Below are 16,679 nucleotides of genomic sequence, written 5' to 3' on the forward strand. Positions count from 1 at the left end.
AAGTCTCTGTTTCTAAACACGAATTCCAATCAACACCCAACACCCCATCCCCAACAACCCCAAATCACCCGCAAAGCCTAAGCCATCAGTCCCGCAGGTTGGGTGCAGGGCCTGGCCTCATCATGCATGGTAGTTTCATCGAATGACTGCGCGCGCGCGTTGCGCGTGTAATCCCTATAGGCGGCGCCTTTAACGCATGATGTGGGGAGACAGAACTCTGCCCTATTCAAGGTCAAAGGGGCCGCCGCACCTGTGGAGAAGGAGACCGGCTTTGGCAATTGCCGCCAGTTCTCCACATTCCTGGCCTAGCGGTCGCAGTGTGAGACCATACGAATCGCTTCGGGTTCAGCCCGTCCACCGACTGCGGGTTTGACTCTCGCGGTCTTATTCGGCACATGATTCGCCAAGCCGCCGCAAGACCGGCTTAGAAACAGGGGATGGCACGACAGGAATGACGACGCCTCGCAACATGCTGGCATCGCTGGGCAATGATGCGCCAATCCTCGCGGATGGCCGGCGCGCGCCCGACCGGCGAGAGATTTCGCTGCGCTGGCTTTCGGGCACGTTCCTCACCGGCATCACCTCATCCATTCTGATGGGCGTCGCTCTGTTTGCAGCCCTGGATGGGCGCCAGCAGCTGGCCATTCCGGCGGAAGCCTTCGCCGCCATTCCCAAGCATGACAATGACAGTGTCAGCCGCGGCAAACGGCTTCTCGGCGGCAATGTGATTGCCATGCCGACCGACCGCAAGGTGCTGGAAGTGGCGACCATGGTGAAGGAGGGCAATCGCGAGGTCGTGCGCCGCCAGCCCTTTTCGCATGTCAAGATGACGCTTGCGGCAAACCATGTAACCCAGGAAAAATACCCGCCCTTCGATCCCCTGACGATCTTTTCCAATGGCGAGATCGAGCATGGCGGCGCAGATGCGCCGCACACCGGCACCATTTATGGCGCGCAGGTGCAATCGGATGTCAGCCTTCAGATGGTCCCCTTCCCCATCACTGCCGCAAAGCAGTCCTATGCGCCGGGCATGACACTCGATGAGGTGGAGGAAAATGTTCGCTCCAACGGCTCGGTTCTGACGGACGGCAATACCCAGATTTCCGCACTCTACTATGTCGATCCGCAGCGTTTCGAGGGTGACGACAACGGCCTTTCGATCACCTCGCCGCTGTCGGCCCGAATCATCGAGGAAAACATGTCGGTTTCGTCGCCGGAACCGGTCAACGCCAATACGCGCGACTATGCCGATGATGTCATCCCCGTGCGCCGGCCGCTATCCATCGGCGAGGCCATGATCGGGGTCGGCTATCCCAAGGCGCAGGCTGACCAGATTTCGGAACAGATGGCCAACCGCCTGGGAACGCGCGACCTGCAGACGGGCGATGTACTGCGCATCGGCCTGATCCAGGAAGGCGATCTCGTGTCCATCATCCGCGCCAGCCTCTACCGAAAGGGCGCGCACCAGACAACGATCGCACTCGACGACAAGGGACACTATATCAACGGCTCGGAGCCGATCTGGCTGGATGCCGTCAACAGTGCCTTTTCCGGCGAAACACCGACGATCCTGACCGGCCGCGACCTGCCAAGCGTCTATGATGGGATTTACCGGGCAGCACTGTCCTATGGCATGAGTGCCGAGATGACGAGCCTGATCGTCAAGCTGTTGGCAAGCTCGGTGGATCTGCAGGCGCAGCTGCGCCCTTCCGATACGATCGAGGCATTTTTCTCGGCCGGTGATGAGCAGGGCAATGCCGGTCCCAATTCCGAACTTCTCTATGTGAACGCCCGCTTCGGTGACACCATCACGCGTTTTTATCGCTACCAGAGCCTTGAAGACAATTCGGTCGATTATTTCGATCAGGACGGCAAGAGCATCCGCCAGTTCCTGCTGCGCAACCCGGTTCCGAACGGTCGCATGACATCCGGTTTCGGCATGCGCCGTCACCCGATCCTCGGTTTCTCGCGCATGCATACCGGCACTGACTGGGCAGCCCCGCGCGGGACGCCGATCATTGCCACCGGCAATGGCATTGTGGAAAGAGCCGGCTGGGCCTCTGGCTATGGCAACCAGACTATTATCCGCCATACCAATGGCTACGAATCCTCCTACAACCACCAGAGTGCCATTGCCAATGGCGTGCGCGAAGGCGCCCGCATCACCCAGGGCCAGGTGATCGGCTATGTCGGTTCCACCGGTTCATCGACCGGTTCACACTTGCATTACGAATTGATCGTCAACGACACCAAGGTCGATGCGATGAAGGTGCGCCTGCCCGGCGGCAAGTCGCTGAGCGGTACGGCGCTGGCCCGTTTCGAAGAGGAACGCACCCGTATCGATGCCCTTCTGGCGCCGAATGGCCAGGCCGATCAGGTCGCCGCCCGATAAGGTCGCCGCCCGATAAGGTTGTCGGCCGGAGCGGCATAAATGAATCAGTGGCAGGCGCCCAATAAAAATCTTTCCGCCAAACGAAAAGGGCCACCCCGAAGGATGGCCCAAATGTCGATCATGCGGCTTCCGCCACGTCTTTCTTGACATAGAAGAGCAGGCGGTCGGAGCCGGCCGATACCTTGACGGTCGAGCCATCGGCAACGGTTCCACCCAGGATCTGTTCGGCCAGCGGATCCTGCAGTTGTTTCTGGATCACCCGCTTCAGCGGACGCGCGCCATAGACCGGATCATAGCCCTTGTCGGCCAGCCATTGCCGAGCATCATCGCCAAGTTCGATGGCGATCTTGCGTTCCGACAGAAGCGACAGAAGCCGCTTCATCTGGATGTCGACGATCGCACCCATTTCAGCCCGCTTGAGGCGGTGGAACAGGATGATCTCATCCACACGATTGAGGAATTCCGGCCGGAACGATGCCTTCACCACATCCATCACCTGGCCGCGAACGCTATCGACATCTTCGTTTTCGCCCAATGCCGTCAGATATTCTGCGCCAAGGTTAGAAGTCATGATGATGATCGTGTTCTTGAAATCAACCGTGCGACCCTGGCCATCCGTCAGGCGACCATCATCCAGAACCTGCAAGAGCACATTGAAGACATCCGGATGCGCCTTCTCGATCTCATCGAACAGCACGACCTGATAGGGCTTGCGCCGAATGGCCTCGGTCAAGGCACCGCCTTCATCGTAGCCGACATAGCCCGGAGGTGCGCCGATCAGGCGTGCCACCGAGTGCTTCTCCATATATTCCGACATGTCGATACGTACCATAGCCGTATCATCATCGAAGAGGAAGCGGGCAAGCGACTTCGTCAGTTCCGTCTTGCCGACACCGGTTGGCCCGAGAAAGATGAACGAGCCGATCGGCCGGTTGGGATCCTGCAGGCCGGCCCGCGAGCGACGAACTGCACGAGACACCGCCTGCACTGCATCCCCCTGCCCGACGACGGATTTCGCCAGATCATCTTCCATGCGCAGCAGCTTTTCGCGCTGGCCTTCCAGCATTTTGTCGATCGGAATGCCCGTCCAGCGCGACACGACATGTGCAATCGCATCGGGATTGACCACTTCCTGGACCATGGCATGGACGGAACTGTCCTGCGCTTCCGCCTCGGTCAGCTGCTTTTCAAGCCCTGGAATGACGCCATAGGTCAACTCGCCGGCGCGCTGGAATTCACCCTTGCGCTGGGCGGTTGCCAACTCGTTGCGAGCCTCATCCAGCTGCCGCTTCAAGTCTGCGGCAAGGCCAAGCTTCTGCTTTTCGGCCTGCCAGCGCGCCGTCAGCGCATCGGCTTCCTCTTCCAGTGAGGTCAGCTCCGTCTCCAGCCTGCGCAGCCGGTCGATGGAGGACTGGTCGGTTTCCCTCTTCAGGGCTTCACGCTCGATCTTCAACTGCATGATGCGGCGATCGAGCTCGTCGAGCTCTTCTGGCTTGGAATCCACCTGCATACGCAGCCGCGATGCGGCCTCGTCCATCAGGTCGATGGCTTTATCGGGCAGGAACCGGTCGGTGATATAACGGTTGGAGAGCGTTGCCGCCGCCACCAGGGCGGAATCGGAGATCCGCACCTTGTGGTGCTGCTCATATTTTTCCTTCAAGCCGCGCAGGATGGAGATCGTGTCCTCCACCGTCGGCTCCTCCACCATCACCGGCTGGAAACGCCGGGCAAGCGCCGGGTCCTTTTCCACATGCTTGCGGTATTCATCGAGTGTCGTGGCGCCCACGCAATGCAACTCGCCGCGTGCCAAAGCCGGCTTCAACAGGTTGGAGGCATCCATGGCGCCATCGCCCTTGCCGGCACCCACCAGCGTATGCATCTCATCGATGAACAGGATGATTTCGCCGTTTTCCGACTGCACCTCGTTGAGCACGCTCTTCAGGCGCTCCTCGAATTCGCCGCGATATTTCGCGCCGGCAATCAGCGCGCCCATATCCAGCGCCATCAGCTTCTTGTCCTTGAGACTTTCGGGCACGTCACCATTGATGATGCGCAGCGCCAAGCCCTCGGCAATCGCCGTCTTGCCGACGCCCGGCTCACCGATCAGCACCGGATTGTTCTTGGTGCGGCGCGACAGGACCTGGATCGTGCGACGAATTTCGTCGTCGCGACCGATCACCGGATCAAGCCGCCCATCGCGGGCCTCGGCCGTCAGGTCGCGCGCGAACTTCTTCAAGGCCTCAAAGCCCTGTTCGGCCGTGGCGCTATCGGCCGTGCGTCCCTTGCGGATGTCATTGATGACCTGGTTGAGCGCCTGCGCCGAAAGGCCGGCCTTTTTCAGCGTTGCCGATGTCGATGCGGATATTTCAATTGCCAGCGCCAAAAGGAGCCGCTCAACAGTGACGAAACTGTCGCCAGCCTTCTTTGCAGCCTCTTCGGCAGTGGAAAACACCTTGGCCAGCGGCTGCGCCAGATAGACCTGGCCATTACCGCCGGAAACCTTGGGAAGTTTTGCAAGCGCCACATCATTGGCAAGACGGGCTTCCTTGGCATTGCCGCCGGCCCGCTCAATCAGCGAGGATGCCATGCCCTGCTCGTCATCGAGCAGAACTTTCAAGACATGCTCGGCGGTGAATTGCTGGTGCCCTTCCGAAAGGGCATGTGTCTGGGCCGATTGCAGGAAACCACGCACCCGCTCGGAGTATTTTTCGATATTCATGACTGACCTCCATGGATCGTCTCGCCCTTATGCGGCACAAGACGATGTTTGAGATTGAGCTCCCTGAGAACGCCGGTTTAGGCCAACAGAACCGATCCGATCAGGCCGAAACACGCTTTTGAAGGCGAGCCCCGCTTTGCCTTTGATGGCCGGCAAAGCATCCTCGACGCAATATGGTGCCCGGATTTTTCCGTTTAAAGATGGTCAAACGAAAAACCCCGGCGGAAACCGCCGGGGCTTGCAGTCTGTCAAATCTGGCCGGCACGGTTCACTCGGAACCGGCATCCGCAAGCGCCGGAGCATCGCCACCGGCTGCTTCACCTTCACCACCTTCGCTGCCTTCTGCCGTGCGACGAGGACGACGCGGGCGGTTGCTGGCATTGCGGCGACGGGGCTGGCGCGCACCGGCACCTTCTTCTTCGATCGCAACTTCTGCCGGCGTACCTACAATTTCCGGCTGCGGACCGCTGCCATCAATCACCGGCGCTTCCACAATGGTCACTTTCGGTGCGTGCTGGCGTGGAGCCTGCTGACGGGGCGCCGGCTGCTGGCGGGGAGCAGGCTGTTGCTGCGGCTGCGGCTGCGGCTGAGGTTGCGGCTGCGGTGCAGGCTGATACTGCGGCGCAGGCTGGGGCGAACCGTAGTCGTCGTTTTCGCCGCCGTCCATGTCATCGCTGTCACGATCATTGTCACGCTCGTTGTCGCGATCGCTATATTCCTGGCGATCGTCACGCTGGCCACGCTCCTGCATCTGCGCCTGTGCAGAGGCAATGATGCGATTGTAGTGCTCAGCATGCTGAAGGTAGTTTTCGGCCATGACACGATCGCCAGCGCTTTGCGCGTCGCGTGCCAGAGTGGAATATTTCTCGGCGATATGCTGGGCAGTACCGCGGATCTTAACATCGGGGCCGGAACTGTCGTAGGTCCGGGTCAGCGGGTTGGAACCCTTGCGGTTGAAATTATTACCGCCGCCGCCGCCGCCATTATTGTTGTTATTGTTATTGCCGCGCCCCCGACCACGCTTGTTCTGCTGTCCTGGCCTCATAGATTTTTCACCTGAATTCTGTGTGCTTTGCTGGTTAAGGGCCACGCGGCCAACCGGCGCATGCCGGAACAAGGCTTCACGTGCCGCGGACAGGCGCAATCCATCCGTCCTGCCGCTAGTGGAAGTCAGTTTGCCTGATGCACGCACCGGGTAATGTCCAACCCCCGAAGCCTTCCAAGGAAGGCCGCTTCTTGGTTGGGCGTAACCTGAACGAATCTCCGTTCATTCCCAGCCGCCCAGTGCGTAGCCGCAACCTATCTCGCTTCATCTCTAAATCCAAGCCTTTTCTTTCGCGACTGCAAAAGCAGGTTAAAGCCAGACAGGGTCACGCTTTTTGGCTTGTAAAAAGCAGAACACGATCGTTCCCGCCGTAGTCGCGGACTGCCTTGATCAAAGTATATCCTCGCGCGGCAAAGAGCTCGGTCACCGGCTGTTTCTGGTCATAGCCGATCTCCAGGCCAATCATACCGCCCTCTTTCAGATAGGCATGCGCGTTTCGTGCAATCGCATGATAGGCATCAAGCCCGTCACTGCCGCCGTCCAGTGCCAGAATAGGATCGTGGTTGCGTACATCCGGCTCAAGATCGCGGATGACATCACTCCTGATATAGGGCGGATTTGACACGATTATGTCGAAGCGTCCGGTAATCGCATCGAACCAGCGGCTTTCGACACCGGTAAAGCGTTCGGCGACCCCGTTGAGCGCGGCATTGCGCACCGCCATGTCACGCGCGCCGGACGCAATATCGGCGCCAACCGCCGATAGCTGCGGCACTTCCTTCAACAGCGCGATGGCAATCGCACCCGTTCCGGTTCCCAGATCAAGAAGCTGCGCAGGACCATCGGCAACAACACATTGCCGGGCAAAGGGCAGGATCGCATCCACCAGCACTTCCGTATCCGGCCGGGGCTCCAGCGTATGGGGCGACAGCATCAGCCGCACACCGTAAAACTCCCGCTCGCCCAGAATGCGATGCACGGGCTCACGCGCAAGACGACGGCTAAGCGCCTGCTGCACCGTCTGTTGCTCCTCATCAGAAATCGGCCGGTCTGCGCTCAGCACCAGATCAGTTGTGGAAAAGCCAAGCAGCCCACAGACCAGAGCTCTGGCATCCGTTGCGGGATCCGCCAGACCAGCATCCGAAAGCGTGTTGCGGCTTTGCGCAACAAGGGCCGCAAGCGTCATGGTCACGGCTGCGGCTCGCCCAGTTGCGCCAACTGACCCGCCTGATAGTCGGCGATCAGCGCATCCACCACTTCGTCGATCTCGCCGATCATCATCCGGTCGAGCTTGTAGAGCGTCAGGTTGATACGGTGATCCGTTACCCGTCCCTGCGGAAAGTTATAGGTGCGGATGCGCTCCGAGCGATCCCCCGAACCGACCTGGCTCTTGCGGTCGGCAGACCGTTCGCTGTCCACCTTCTGACGCTCGATATCGTACAGGCGCGAGCGCAGCACTTGCATGGCCTTGGCGCGGTTCTGATGCTGCGATTTTTCCGAGCTTGTGACGATCAGACCCGTCGGCAGATGGGTGATTCGCACGGCCGAATCCGTCGTGTTGACATGCTGGCCGCCGGCACCGGACGAGCGCATCGTATCGATGCGGATATCTTCGGCGCGGATATCGATGTCGATTTCCTCAGCCTCCGGCAGAACCGCGACCGTTGCGGCAGAGGTGTGAATGCGCCCGCTCGCCTCGGTTTCCGGCACACGCTGCACGCGGTGCACGCCGGACTCGAACTTCAGCTTGGAAAACACGCCGCGCCCGGAAATGGTGGCAATGATTTCCTTGAAACCGCCCGCCTCCCCGTCGCTGGACGACAGGACCTCGACCTTCCAGCCCTTGCCCGCAGCAAAGCGCTCATACATGCGAAACAGATCGCCGGCAAACAGCGCAGCTTCCGAGCCGCCGGTGCCTGCGCGAATTTCAAGGATGGCACTCTTTTCATCCGCCGCGTCCTTCGGAAGCAGCAGGATTTGCATGTCCTTTTCGAGGCCTTCGATCCGCGTCTGCGTTTCCGGCAGCTCCATTTCCGCCAGATCCCGCATGTCGCGATCCGTGCCCTTGTCCGCCAGAAGCGCGCGCAGATCAGCCTCTTCGGCCACCGCCTTCTCGTATTCGCGGATTTTGACCACGACCGGCTGCAACTCGGAATATTCCGAGGCCAGCTTCACATAGACATCCGCGGACGGCCCTTCGGACATGCGCGCCTCGATTTCGCCGAAGCGGCGCTCAAGTTCGCGCATTTTGTCGACAGGAAGCTTCGCCACCGTCAAGAACCTCGATATTTTGTTATAGATTAGACGGGGATGTTGTGTGTGTTTGCAAACGCAACCAACAATTCACGCGTTGATACCGTCGATGTGTGATCGTCCAGCGCCTGGTTCAGCTCAACCGCCAGCGCCTGGGCATCCAGTCCAAGTAGCATCGCCTTGACCGGACCAATCGCCGTCGGCGCCATGGACACAGACCGAAAGCCGATGCCGATCAAAGCCATGGCAGCCAATGGCTTGCCGGCCATTTCACCGCACAACGTCACCGCCGTCTTGTTACGCTCGCCTGCCCGAACGATATCGCGCAGGATGCGCAGGAACGGCTTGCCGAGATTGTCGAAACGATCCGCGACCCGCGCATTGCCGCGATCGACAGCCATGGCAAACTGGAAAAGATCGTTGGAGCCAATGGAGACGAAATCCACCTCCGCCATCAGCTCGTCGAGCTGCCACATCAGCGCCGGCACTTCCAGCATGGCACCAAATTGCAGCTTGCGCGGCAGCTGGTGGCCGAACTTGGACAGATGCTGGACTTCCTTCTGCATCAGCTCGCGGACCGCACGAATTTCCGATACTTCCGTCACCATCGGCAGCATCATCTTCAGCTGCGATCCAGCTGAGGCGCGCAACAGCGCGCGCAACTGCGTTCGCAACAGGCCGGGCCGGTCTAGCGACAAGCGGATCGCCCGCCAGCCAAGCGCCGGATTTTCTTCTTCCTGGCTGCGGAAATAGGAAACCACCTTGTCGCCACCGATATCGAGCGTGCGAAACGTCACCGGCTGGCCGGCGGCCTGGCGCAGGACATTGCGATAGAACGCTTCCTGCTCCTCAAGCTTCGGCATGGTGGAGGCGATCATGAACTGCAATTCGGTGCGAAACAGCCCAATGCCATCGGCGCCGGATTCCGCCAGTTGCGGCAGATCCACCAACAGGCCGGCATTCATCATCAGGCTGATGCGCTGACCATCCCGCGTCACCGGGTCGACATCGCGCAGTGCCCGGAACTGTTCCTGACGCTTTGCGCGCAGGCGTACCTTTTCTTCGTAAGCCTTCAACAGATCGGCCACCGGGCGCAGATGCACCTGGCCGTCGTCACCGTCGATGATTGCCGAATCGCCGTTTTCCGCCAGCGCCACAACACCCGCCGCCTGGCCCACCACCGGAATGCCCATGGCACGCGCCACGATCACCACATGGCTGGTCACGGCGCCATCTTCCAGCACCAGGCCGCGCAGGTTTGCACGCGGATAGTCCAGAAGCTCTGCCGCACCCATGGCGCGGGCAAAGACAATTGCATCCGTTGGAAAATCCTCGCCGAAGGCGCGACCGGAAAAGCCGGTCAACTGCCGCAAAAGCCGGTTGGCAAGATCGTCGAAATCATGCATGCGCTCGCGCAGGTAAGGATCGGTCAGACGCATCATGCGCGCCTTGGTATCGCTCTGCACCTTTTCGACGGCTGCTTCGGCCGTCAGGCCGTTGCGGATCGCCTCTTCCATGCGCCGCACCCAGCCCTGGTCATGGGCAAACATGCGGTAGGTTTCCAGCACCTCGCGGTGCTCACCTTCCTGGGAAACTTCGCGGCGCGACAGCATGTCGTCGATCGACAGACGCAGACTGCCGATCGATTCGACCAGCCGGGCGATTTCCTGGTCGGAATCCTCGTTGAGGAGATTGGTCACCACGATGCGCGGCTCGTGCAGCACCACATGGCCGAGCCCGATGCCTTCGTTATAACCGTCGGCTTCGATACTGATTGCTCGCGTCAGATCCAGTTCGAGACCCGGTTGGGTAATCTTCTTCAGCTCTCCGGTCGCGATCATCTCTGCAATCACCATGGCGGTGGTCTCGAGCGCTTCCACCTCGTCTTCACGGTAGTTGCGCTGCGCCTTGTTCTGCAGAACAAGAACGCCCAAAGTGCGACCGGCGCGCAAGATCGGCACGCCCAGGAAGGAATGATAGATCTCTTCGCCGGTTTCCGGCAGATAACGGAAGGCGGGATGCGACTGGGCATCCGAAAGATTAAGCGGCTGGGCAGAGGCGGCGATGGTGCCGACAAGGCCCTGGCCCATCTTCAATTGCGCCAGATGGACGGAATCCTTGTTCAGGCCCTCTGTCGCGTAAAGCTCCAATATGCCATCGGAACGCAACACATAGACAGAGCAGACCTCGGCAACCATGTTGCTGGCGATCTGACGCACGATACGATCAAGCCGCTCTTGCGGCTCGAGCGGCTCTGCCATCAATTCCCGCAGTCTCTTCAGCAGGACGCGCGGGCCTGCCGACAGGTCTCTCATCGGCATGTGTGCTCCCGAAGTCAGGTCTGTCTATCCGGCAGCCGCTGCATCCCGCCCGAAGCGCAACGCAGCGAACCGCTCTGGAATCAACTCTTATCGAGACCGTAAGCAGAATGCAAAGTCCGAACTGCGAGTTCGGAGTAAGCGCCGTCAATCAGGATGGAAATCTTGATTTCCGAGGTGGTGATGGCCTTGATGTTGATGCTTTTTTCGGCAAGTGCCTTGAAGGCGGTCGCGGCTACGCCCGCATGGCTGCGCATGCCAATGCCAACAACCGACACCTTGCACAGGCCGGTCTCGTTCTGCACGACATCAAAACCGATCTGGGCCTTGTTGTCTTCCAGAACCTTCATGGCTTTCTCGACATCGCCGAAAGGCACAGTGAAGGTCATGTCGGTGCGCGAGCCATCCTCGGAAATATTTTGCACAATCATATCGACATTGATATGCGAGTCCGCCAGCGGGCCGAAAATGGCGGCCGAAACGCCCGGCCGGTCGGCAACGCGACGCAGCGAAATTTGCGCTTCATCCTTGGCATAGGCGATGCCGGTAACGACTTCCTGTTCCACGATCTCTTCCTCGTCGCAAATCAAAGTACCGGGCGGATTGATAAGGTCGCCCATGCCCGGTGCATCGGGATCCTCGAAGCTGGAACGCACGAAGGTGCGCACCTTGTGTACCATGGCCAGCTCCACCGAGCGCACCTGCAGCACCTTGGCGCCGAGCGAGGCCATTTCCAGCATTTCCTCGAATGAAATCTTCTTCATCCGCCGCGCCTTCGGCACGATGCGCGGATCGGTCGTATAGACACCATCGACATCGGTATAGATGTCGCAGCGGTCCGCCTTCACGGCAGCAGCAATCGCCACTGCGGAGGTATCGGAGCCGCCACGGCCAAGCGTTGCAATGCGATTATCCGGGCCGATGCCCTGGAAACCGGCAACGACGGCCACCTGGCCCTCGCCCATGCGGCGAATGATTTCGGTACCATCGATTTCCATGATGCGGGCAGCGCCATGGGTATTGTCGGTGCGGATCGGGATCTGCCAACCCTGCCAGGAGCGGGCATTGATGCCCATCGACTGCAGGGCAATAGCCACGAGGCCGGAGGTCACCTGTTCGCCGGACGCAACGACGGCATCATATTCGCGCGCATCGTAGAAGGGAGAGCTTGCCCCATTTACCTTCGGCGTATCCTGCACCCAGCCAACCAGTTCATTGGTCTTGCCGGACATTGCAGAAACGACCACCGCCACTTCGTGGCCGGCATCGACTTCACGTTTCACATGGCGCGCAACATTATGAATGCGTTCGAGATTGGCGACCGATGTGCCGCCGAACTTCATGACAATGCGAGCCATTTTCGACCAAAACCACCTTATCGCATATCCGAAGGGAGATCGGATCGCGGTTTGAACTCCGTCATCTCCTGCCGAAAGGCCGGAGGGTTGCGGCGTCCTCATAGCGAAAAGGTGTCAACGGCGCAATGGCAAAGCCCGAGCGCCGAAACAACAGACGACAGCAAGAAACGCGGCGCAGGCGGACCGATAGACAGTCACGGTCCGCCTGCGCCGCGTTGATGTGCTTAATCGCTGCCAAGGTCCCGATTGTTCTGACCGGGGCAAGGCTCCAACCGCGTACAACGCCGCTGGATATCATTTTGCGGCGGGGCCGCCTGCTGCTGGGGCTGGGGCTCGGGCTGCGGCTGTGGCGGCTGGGCCTGTTGCGGCTCTTCACGACGCGGACGTTCCTGTTCTGGAGGCCGCTGATCGCGATTGCGGTTCTCCTCCTGGCGCCGTTCTTCGCGACGGGGTTGATCGCGGTTTTGGTCGTAACGGTTACGGTTCTGGTCGTAGCGGTCGCGGCTCTGGTTATCGTCCCAGTTGGGACGGTCAGGCCGGCGATTGTCATAGCGGTAGCCGTCATCATTGCGGTAGCGGTCATCCCAGCGCGGATCGACCGGACGGCGATTGTCATAATAACGCGGATCATAGCGAGGATCCGGGCGCCGATCGTCCCAACGGGGCTCAACCGGCTCTGGCCGACGGGTATCGTAACGCGGCGGCGCATCCGTACGGCGGTAGTCCCAGTCACGCCAGCGACCCCGTTCGCTGTAGAAATCCCGGTCACGGTAGTAGCGCTGCCAATAGGTATCGACATCGAAGGTAATCGTCGGGATGCCCATCGGGCGATAATATTGCGGCGAGACGAATGTGCGGCTCTGCCGGTAGGATACCTGGATATAAGAACCCGATACCCAGCCACGGCCGCGCGCAAACGAAACGTCGCACCAGTTGACGTTATCGAGGCAGCCGTTGACGACGAGTGGCGATCCGGCCGGAACGACCACGACAGCCGGATAGCGGGTGCTGGGGCCTGACCGCATGTTAACATTGGCCGTGGCAAAGCCATTGGTTGCGGCAGAGGCAACCGACGGCAGCGCCATCAGAATGCCGACTGCCAGGATCTTCAAGATATGACGTTTCACAAGCTTCCTCCTCGGGAACTCATTGTTATTTGCTCAACGTCCCTTCTGGACTTCAATCGCCAGCGGGATTTAGGTATTTTTATGTCTATCACAAAGCCAGTACCTTGCTTTTTCAGTATGCGATGGGCCAACAGCCGGCACGGACCGTATTTCACGATGGGAAGCGGCAAGGCCGGCCTGTGCGACATTCCTGGAGACTTGACAAGTCGCTTCTGCGGGCCGACTTCAAGGCCAGATTTCGAAGGAGTTGGACAATGAGCGAAGCATCCGCCACAACGATTGACCAGGCCGAAGTGGACCGGTTCTCCGCCATGGCTGCCGAGTGGTGGAGCCCGACCGGCAAGTTCAAGCCGCTGCACAAATTCAACCCCGTGCGCCTCGCTTATATCCGTGACCGGGTCTGCGAGACCTTCGACCGGGACCCCAGAAGCAACAGGACCTTCGAGGGCCTTCGCTTCCTTGATATCGGCTGCGGCGGCGGCCTGCTATCGGAACCCATGGCGCGCATGGGGGCAACCGTAGTTGGCGCTGACCCTTCTGAAAAGAACGTGCGCATTGCCCAGACACATGCGGCAGAAAGCGGCGTTACCGTCGATTACCGCGCCGTCGCAGCTGAGCAGCTTGCCGCAGAGGGCGAGACCTTCGACGTCATCCTCAACATGGAAGTGGTCGAGCATGTGGCGGATGTGAACCTGTTCATGTCCACCTGCGCCTCGATGGTCAGGCCGGGCGGGCTAATGTTCGTCGCCACCATCAACCGCACCTTGAAGGCCAATGCTCTGGCTATCATAGCCGCAGAGCGGATCTTGCGGTGGCTTCCCAAGGGCACTCACAGCTATGACAAACTGGTGCGGCCGGAAGAATTGGAAACGCCGCTTCAGGCCGGCGGGCTGGAGATCACCCACCGCACCGGCGTCTTCTACAATGTGCTGCAGGACCGCTGGAACCTGTCGCGCGATATGGACGTCAACTACATGATGCTGGCCAAGCGGCCAGCATAACGTCCAAGAAGTGCACCGGTCTTGTGCAAGACCGGCACTGCCTGACAATCAATTCGTATCGTCAGGCAGAACCGGCAGCGGCGCAATGCCGATGCCTTCGTCAATCAGGTCGTGCACTTCGGCAAGACTGGCCTTGCCGAAAATGCCGCGGGCGTCCGCCTCTCCATAATGGATCTTGCGCGCCTCTTCCGGAAAACGCTCGCCAACATCCTCGGCACTGGCCTTAATCTCGGCAACGGCGTCCTTCAGCTTGGCGATCGCCGCCTGGCGCGCCGCATCCATGGCCACCTGGTTCAGCTCTTCCTTGCGGCGTGCGGTGGAAACAGACGGCGCCATCAGCCCTTTGGAGATCGCCGAGGAGCCGCAGGTCGGGCAGGTCAGAAATCCGCTCTCGATCTGCCGATCGAAATCATCGCTTGTAGAAAACCATCCCTCAAATGCGTGGGCATTGTCGCAGATAAGCGCATAGCGGATCAAATGCTGGTGCCTCCCGATGTCGCAAGAACACGATCCAGCGAAAAATCGCGGCCATTCTTGAGGTTGGGGATCTTGCCGCGTGCGGCCTTCACCGCATCGATATCGATATCGGCGACCAGAACGGCTTCGCCGCTTTCGCCGGCACGGGCGAGAATTTTCCCCCAGGGATCGATGATCATCGAATGGCCATAGGTCTCGCGCCCGTCTTCATGTACGCCGCCCTGGGCTGCCGCGATCAGGAAGGCGCCATTTTCGATGGCACGGGCCCGCAAGAGCACTTCCCAATGCGCCTCGCCGGTCTGGCGGGTAAAGGCTGCCGGCACTGTCAGGATATCGGCACCGGCCATGGCTTCCGTGCGAAACAGATGCGGAAAGCGCACATCGTAGCAGATGGCAAAGCCCAGCGTAGCAAAGGGCAGTTCGGCAATGCGTGCCTGCGAACCGGCCTCATAGGCCGCACTTTCCCGCCAGCTCTCGCCATTGTCGAGATCGACATCGAACATATGGATCTTGTCATAGGTGCAGATGCGCACGCCGCCCGGCGCAAACAGGAAACCACGGTTGGCGATCTTGCCATCTTCGCGGCCAATGGCCGTGGAGCCCACATGCACGTGGATCTGCAATTCGCGGGCAAGGGAAGCGGCCCGCGCAACGATGATATCGTGGGCCTCATCACGCAGCATGGCGCGCAGTTCGGCGCGGTTCTTCTGCAAGGCGCCGGTCATCTCCGGCGTCTGCACATAGATGGCGCCTTGCAAGGCGGCTTCGCGCACAAGACGCTCCATGTCATCCGCATTCCTTTGCGGATCAACGCCCGAACACATCTGAATGGCAGCAGCCTTGAAGGTCATGGGGTAAAGCCTCAGTTCGCCAGTAGACCGTCAAGCTTGCCGTCCCGGTCAAGCGCATGAAGATCATCGCAACCACCAATATGGGTGTTGCCGATGAAGATCTGCGGAAAGGTGCTGCGGCCATTGGCCTTGGCCATCATTTCCTGACGTAGTTCCTGTGAAAAGGTCGCGTCATGTTCCACATATTCCACGCCCTTGGACGTGAGGAGAGACTTTGCACGCGCGCAGTAACCACACATCTGGCGCGTATAGATAACGACATCTGCCATGAAGAACTCCGAAAACGGCAGCTCTTCGCGTCGAAAAGCCGCCTTGCTATCGATGTTCATATAGGCTCCCGCAAAGCCATTGCAAAGGTCAAAACCGTGACCTCGCTGGCGCCAGCGCGCTTCAGCACGCGGGCAGCGGCAGAGACGGTAGCGCCTGTGGTATAGACATCGTCGATCAGCACCAGCCGCTTGCCGAACACCGCATCCTCCCGGCCTTTCACGACCCGGAAAGCGGCGCGAACGTTGTCCTCACGGCCCCGCGCCGTCAGCCCGACCTGCCTGCGGGTGCGCTTGGTGCGCTGCAGGGGCCCAACCAAAAGCGGTTTGCTGGAGAGGCGGGCGAGATGCCGCGCCAGTTCGGCCGCCTGGTTGAACCGCCGCAGGGAAAGCCGCGTCCAGTGCAGCGGCACGGGAATGATCCCGTCGCAGGCGGCCAGAGGCTCGGTTGCCGCCCGCAGCATCCAGGCCGCCATCATTGGCGCCAGATCGGTGCGGTCGCGATATTTCAGCCCATGCACAAGACCACGTGCCGCCCCTTCATGCAGGGCAACCGCGCGCAAACGGTCAAAGCTGGGCGGTGAGGCGATAGCTTCGGCGCAGACCATGCCCTCGCCGGGATCATAGGAAAACGGAATGCCCAGCACCTCGCAGAAAGGCCGCTCGATGAAGCGCATCTGCGACCAGCAGACGGGGCAGAGTGCAGAATGGCTGGCCGTGCGCACCCCACAGCCGCAGCAGCAGGGCGGATAGATGAAATCGAGCACAGGCCGCAGCCAGCCAGACAGGCTAGCCCATGATACTTGCCTCTCGATTTTCTCCACCGTATCCCCCATCTCTTGACATTACGCGAAGGGCAGCGCCCATGCGAC

At 60.1% G+C, this 16,679-nt stretch carries 13 protein-coding genes; 2 read left to right on the forward strand and 11 right to left on the reverse strand.

Translation table 11 applies throughout. The features are described 5' to 3' along the window. Positions 1–451 precede the first annotated feature (451 nt). On the forward strand, positions 452–2,392 hold the full coding sequence (locus tag E8M77_RS18555) for a M23 family metallopeptidase (protein ID WP_137132121.1): 1,941 nt from the start codon (positions 452–454) through the stop codon (positions 2,390–2,392). Positions 2,393–2,510: 118 nt separating this feature from the next. On the opposite strand, the gene clpB is transcribed toward E8M77_RS18555, so the two are convergent. From clpB to E8M77_RS18590, 7 genes are all read right to left on the reverse strand, one after another. Next, positions 2,511–5,111, reverse strand: a complete 2,601-nt coding sequence (gene clpB, locus E8M77_RS18560) for an ATP-dependent chaperone ClpB (RefSeq protein ID WP_137132122.1) — start codon at positions 5,109–5,111, stop codon at positions 2,511–2,513. Between the two features lie 268 nt (positions 5,112–5,379). After that, positions 5,380–6,156: a DUF4167 domain-containing protein gene (locus tag E8M77_RS18565; protein ID WP_137132123.1), complete on the reverse strand. Its 777-nt coding sequence runs from the start codon at positions 6,154–6,156 to the stop codon at positions 5,380–5,382. Between the two features lie 325 nt (positions 6,157–6,481). Continuing rightward, on the reverse strand, positions 6,482–7,348 hold the full coding sequence (gene prmC, locus E8M77_RS18570; protein WP_170975930.1) for a peptide chain release factor N(5)-glutamine methyltransferase: 867 nt from the start codon (positions 7,346–7,348) through the stop codon (positions 6,482–6,484). Next, positions 7,345–8,427 (reverse strand): peptide chain release factor 1, encoded by a 1,083-nt coding sequence (gene prfA, locus E8M77_RS18575; protein ID WP_137132124.1) that lies wholly within the window; start codon positions 8,425–8,427, stop codon positions 7,345–7,347. Before prfA ends, prmC begins: the two co-directional genes overlap by 4 nt. A 29-nt stretch (positions 8,428–8,456) precedes the next feature. Then, on the reverse strand, positions 8,457–10,724 hold the full coding sequence (gene ptsP / locus E8M77_RS18580) for a phosphoenolpyruvate--protein phosphotransferase (protein WP_137132187.1): 2,268 nt from the start codon (positions 10,722–10,724) through the stop codon (positions 8,457–8,459). Positions 10,725–10,810: 86 nt separating this feature from the next. After that, a complete protein-coding gene (locus E8M77_RS18585; RefSeq protein WP_137132125.1) occupies positions 10,811–12,085 on the reverse strand; it encodes an aspartate kinase in 1,275 nt (424 codons plus the stop codon). A gap of 224 nt (positions 12,086–12,309) precedes the next feature. Beyond that, a complete protein-coding gene (locus E8M77_RS18590; RefSeq protein WP_246659322.1) occupies positions 12,310–13,212 on the reverse strand; it encodes an SH3 domain-containing protein in 903 nt (300 codons plus the stop codon). Between the two features lie 254 nt (positions 13,213–13,466). Between E8M77_RS18590 and ubiG the strand changes: the two genes are divergently transcribed. Next, the gene (gene ubiG, locus E8M77_RS18595; RefSeq protein WP_137132126.1) at positions 13,467–14,213 is read left to right on the forward strand and encodes a bifunctional 2-polyprenyl-6-hydroxyphenol methylase/3-demethylubiquinol 3-O-methyltransferase UbiG; all 747 of its coding nucleotides are present in this window, start codon (positions 13,467–13,469) and stop codon (positions 14,211–14,213) included. Between the two features lie 48 nt (positions 14,214–14,261). On the opposite strand, the gene E8M77_RS18600 is transcribed toward ubiG, so the two are convergent. From E8M77_RS18600 to E8M77_RS18615, 4 genes are read right to left on the reverse strand one after another with little or no spacing between them, the layout of a single operon-like run. Continuing rightward, the gene (locus E8M77_RS18600; protein WP_137132127.1) at positions 14,262–14,690 is read right to left on the reverse strand and encodes a DUF1178 family protein; all 429 of its coding nucleotides are present in this window, start codon (positions 14,688–14,690) and stop codon (positions 14,262–14,264) included. Further along, positions 14,687–15,541 (reverse strand): carbon-nitrogen hydrolase family protein, encoded by an 855-nt coding sequence (locus tag E8M77_RS18605; protein WP_137132128.1) that lies wholly within the window; start codon positions 15,539–15,541, stop codon positions 14,687–14,689. Before E8M77_RS18605 ends, E8M77_RS18600 begins: the two co-directional genes overlap by 4 nt. Before the next feature lie 11 nt (positions 15,542–15,552). Continuing rightward, entirely contained in the window at positions 15,553–15,810 is a 258-nt protein-coding gene (gene grxC / locus E8M77_RS18610; RefSeq protein ID WP_137132189.1) for a glutaredoxin 3, read from the reverse strand. Between the two features lie 56 nt (positions 15,811–15,866). After that, positions 15,867–16,643 carry a ComF family protein gene (locus E8M77_RS18615; protein WP_137132129.1) on the reverse strand — a complete coding sequence of 259 codons (777 nt, stop codon included), beginning with the start codon at positions 16,641–16,643 and terminating at the stop codon, positions 15,867–15,869. Positions 16,644–16,679 lie beyond the last annotated feature (36 nt).

Source organism: Rhizobium sp. FY34, assembly GCF_005222845.1.
Classification (GTDB): Bacteria; Pseudomonadota; Alphaproteobacteria; order Rhizobiales; family Rhizobiaceae; genus Neorhizobium.

Excerpts from the sequence above, each read along its gene's own strand:
- E8M77_RS18555 (WP_137132121.1), top strand. The coding sequence starts at position 452 with ATGACGACGCCTCGCAACATGCTGGCATCGCTGGGCAATGATGCGCCA.
- clpB (WP_137132122.1), bottom strand. The coding sequence starts at position 5,111 with ATGAATATCGAAAAATACTCCGAGCGGGTGCGTGGTTTCCTGCAATCG.
- E8M77_RS18565 (WP_137132123.1), bottom strand. The coding sequence starts at position 6,156 with ATGAGGCCAGGACAGCAGAACAAGCGTGGTCGGGGGCGCGGCAATAAC.
- ptsP (WP_137132187.1), bottom strand. The coding sequence starts at position 10,724 with ATGAGAGACCTGTCGGCAGGCCCGCGCGTCCTGCTGAAGAGACTGCGG.
- E8M77_RS18585 (WP_137132125.1), bottom strand. The coding sequence starts at position 12,085 with ATGGCTCGCATTGTCATGAAGTTCGGCGGCACATCGGTCGCCAATCTC.
- ubiG (WP_137132126.1), top strand. The coding sequence starts at position 13,467 with ATGAGCGAAGCATCCGCCACAACGATTGACCAGGCCGAAGTGGACCGG.
- E8M77_RS18605 (WP_137132128.1), bottom strand. The coding sequence starts at position 15,541 with ATGACCTTCAAGGCTGCTGCCATTCAGATGTGTTCGGGCGTTGATCCG.
- grxC (WP_137132189.1), bottom strand. The coding sequence starts at position 15,810 with ATGGCAGATGTCGTTATCTATACGCGCCAGATGTGTGGTTACTGCGCG.
- E8M77_RS18615 (WP_137132129.1), bottom strand. The coding sequence starts at position 16,643 with ATGGGGGATACGGTGGAGAAAATCGAGAGGCAAGTATCATGGGCTAGC.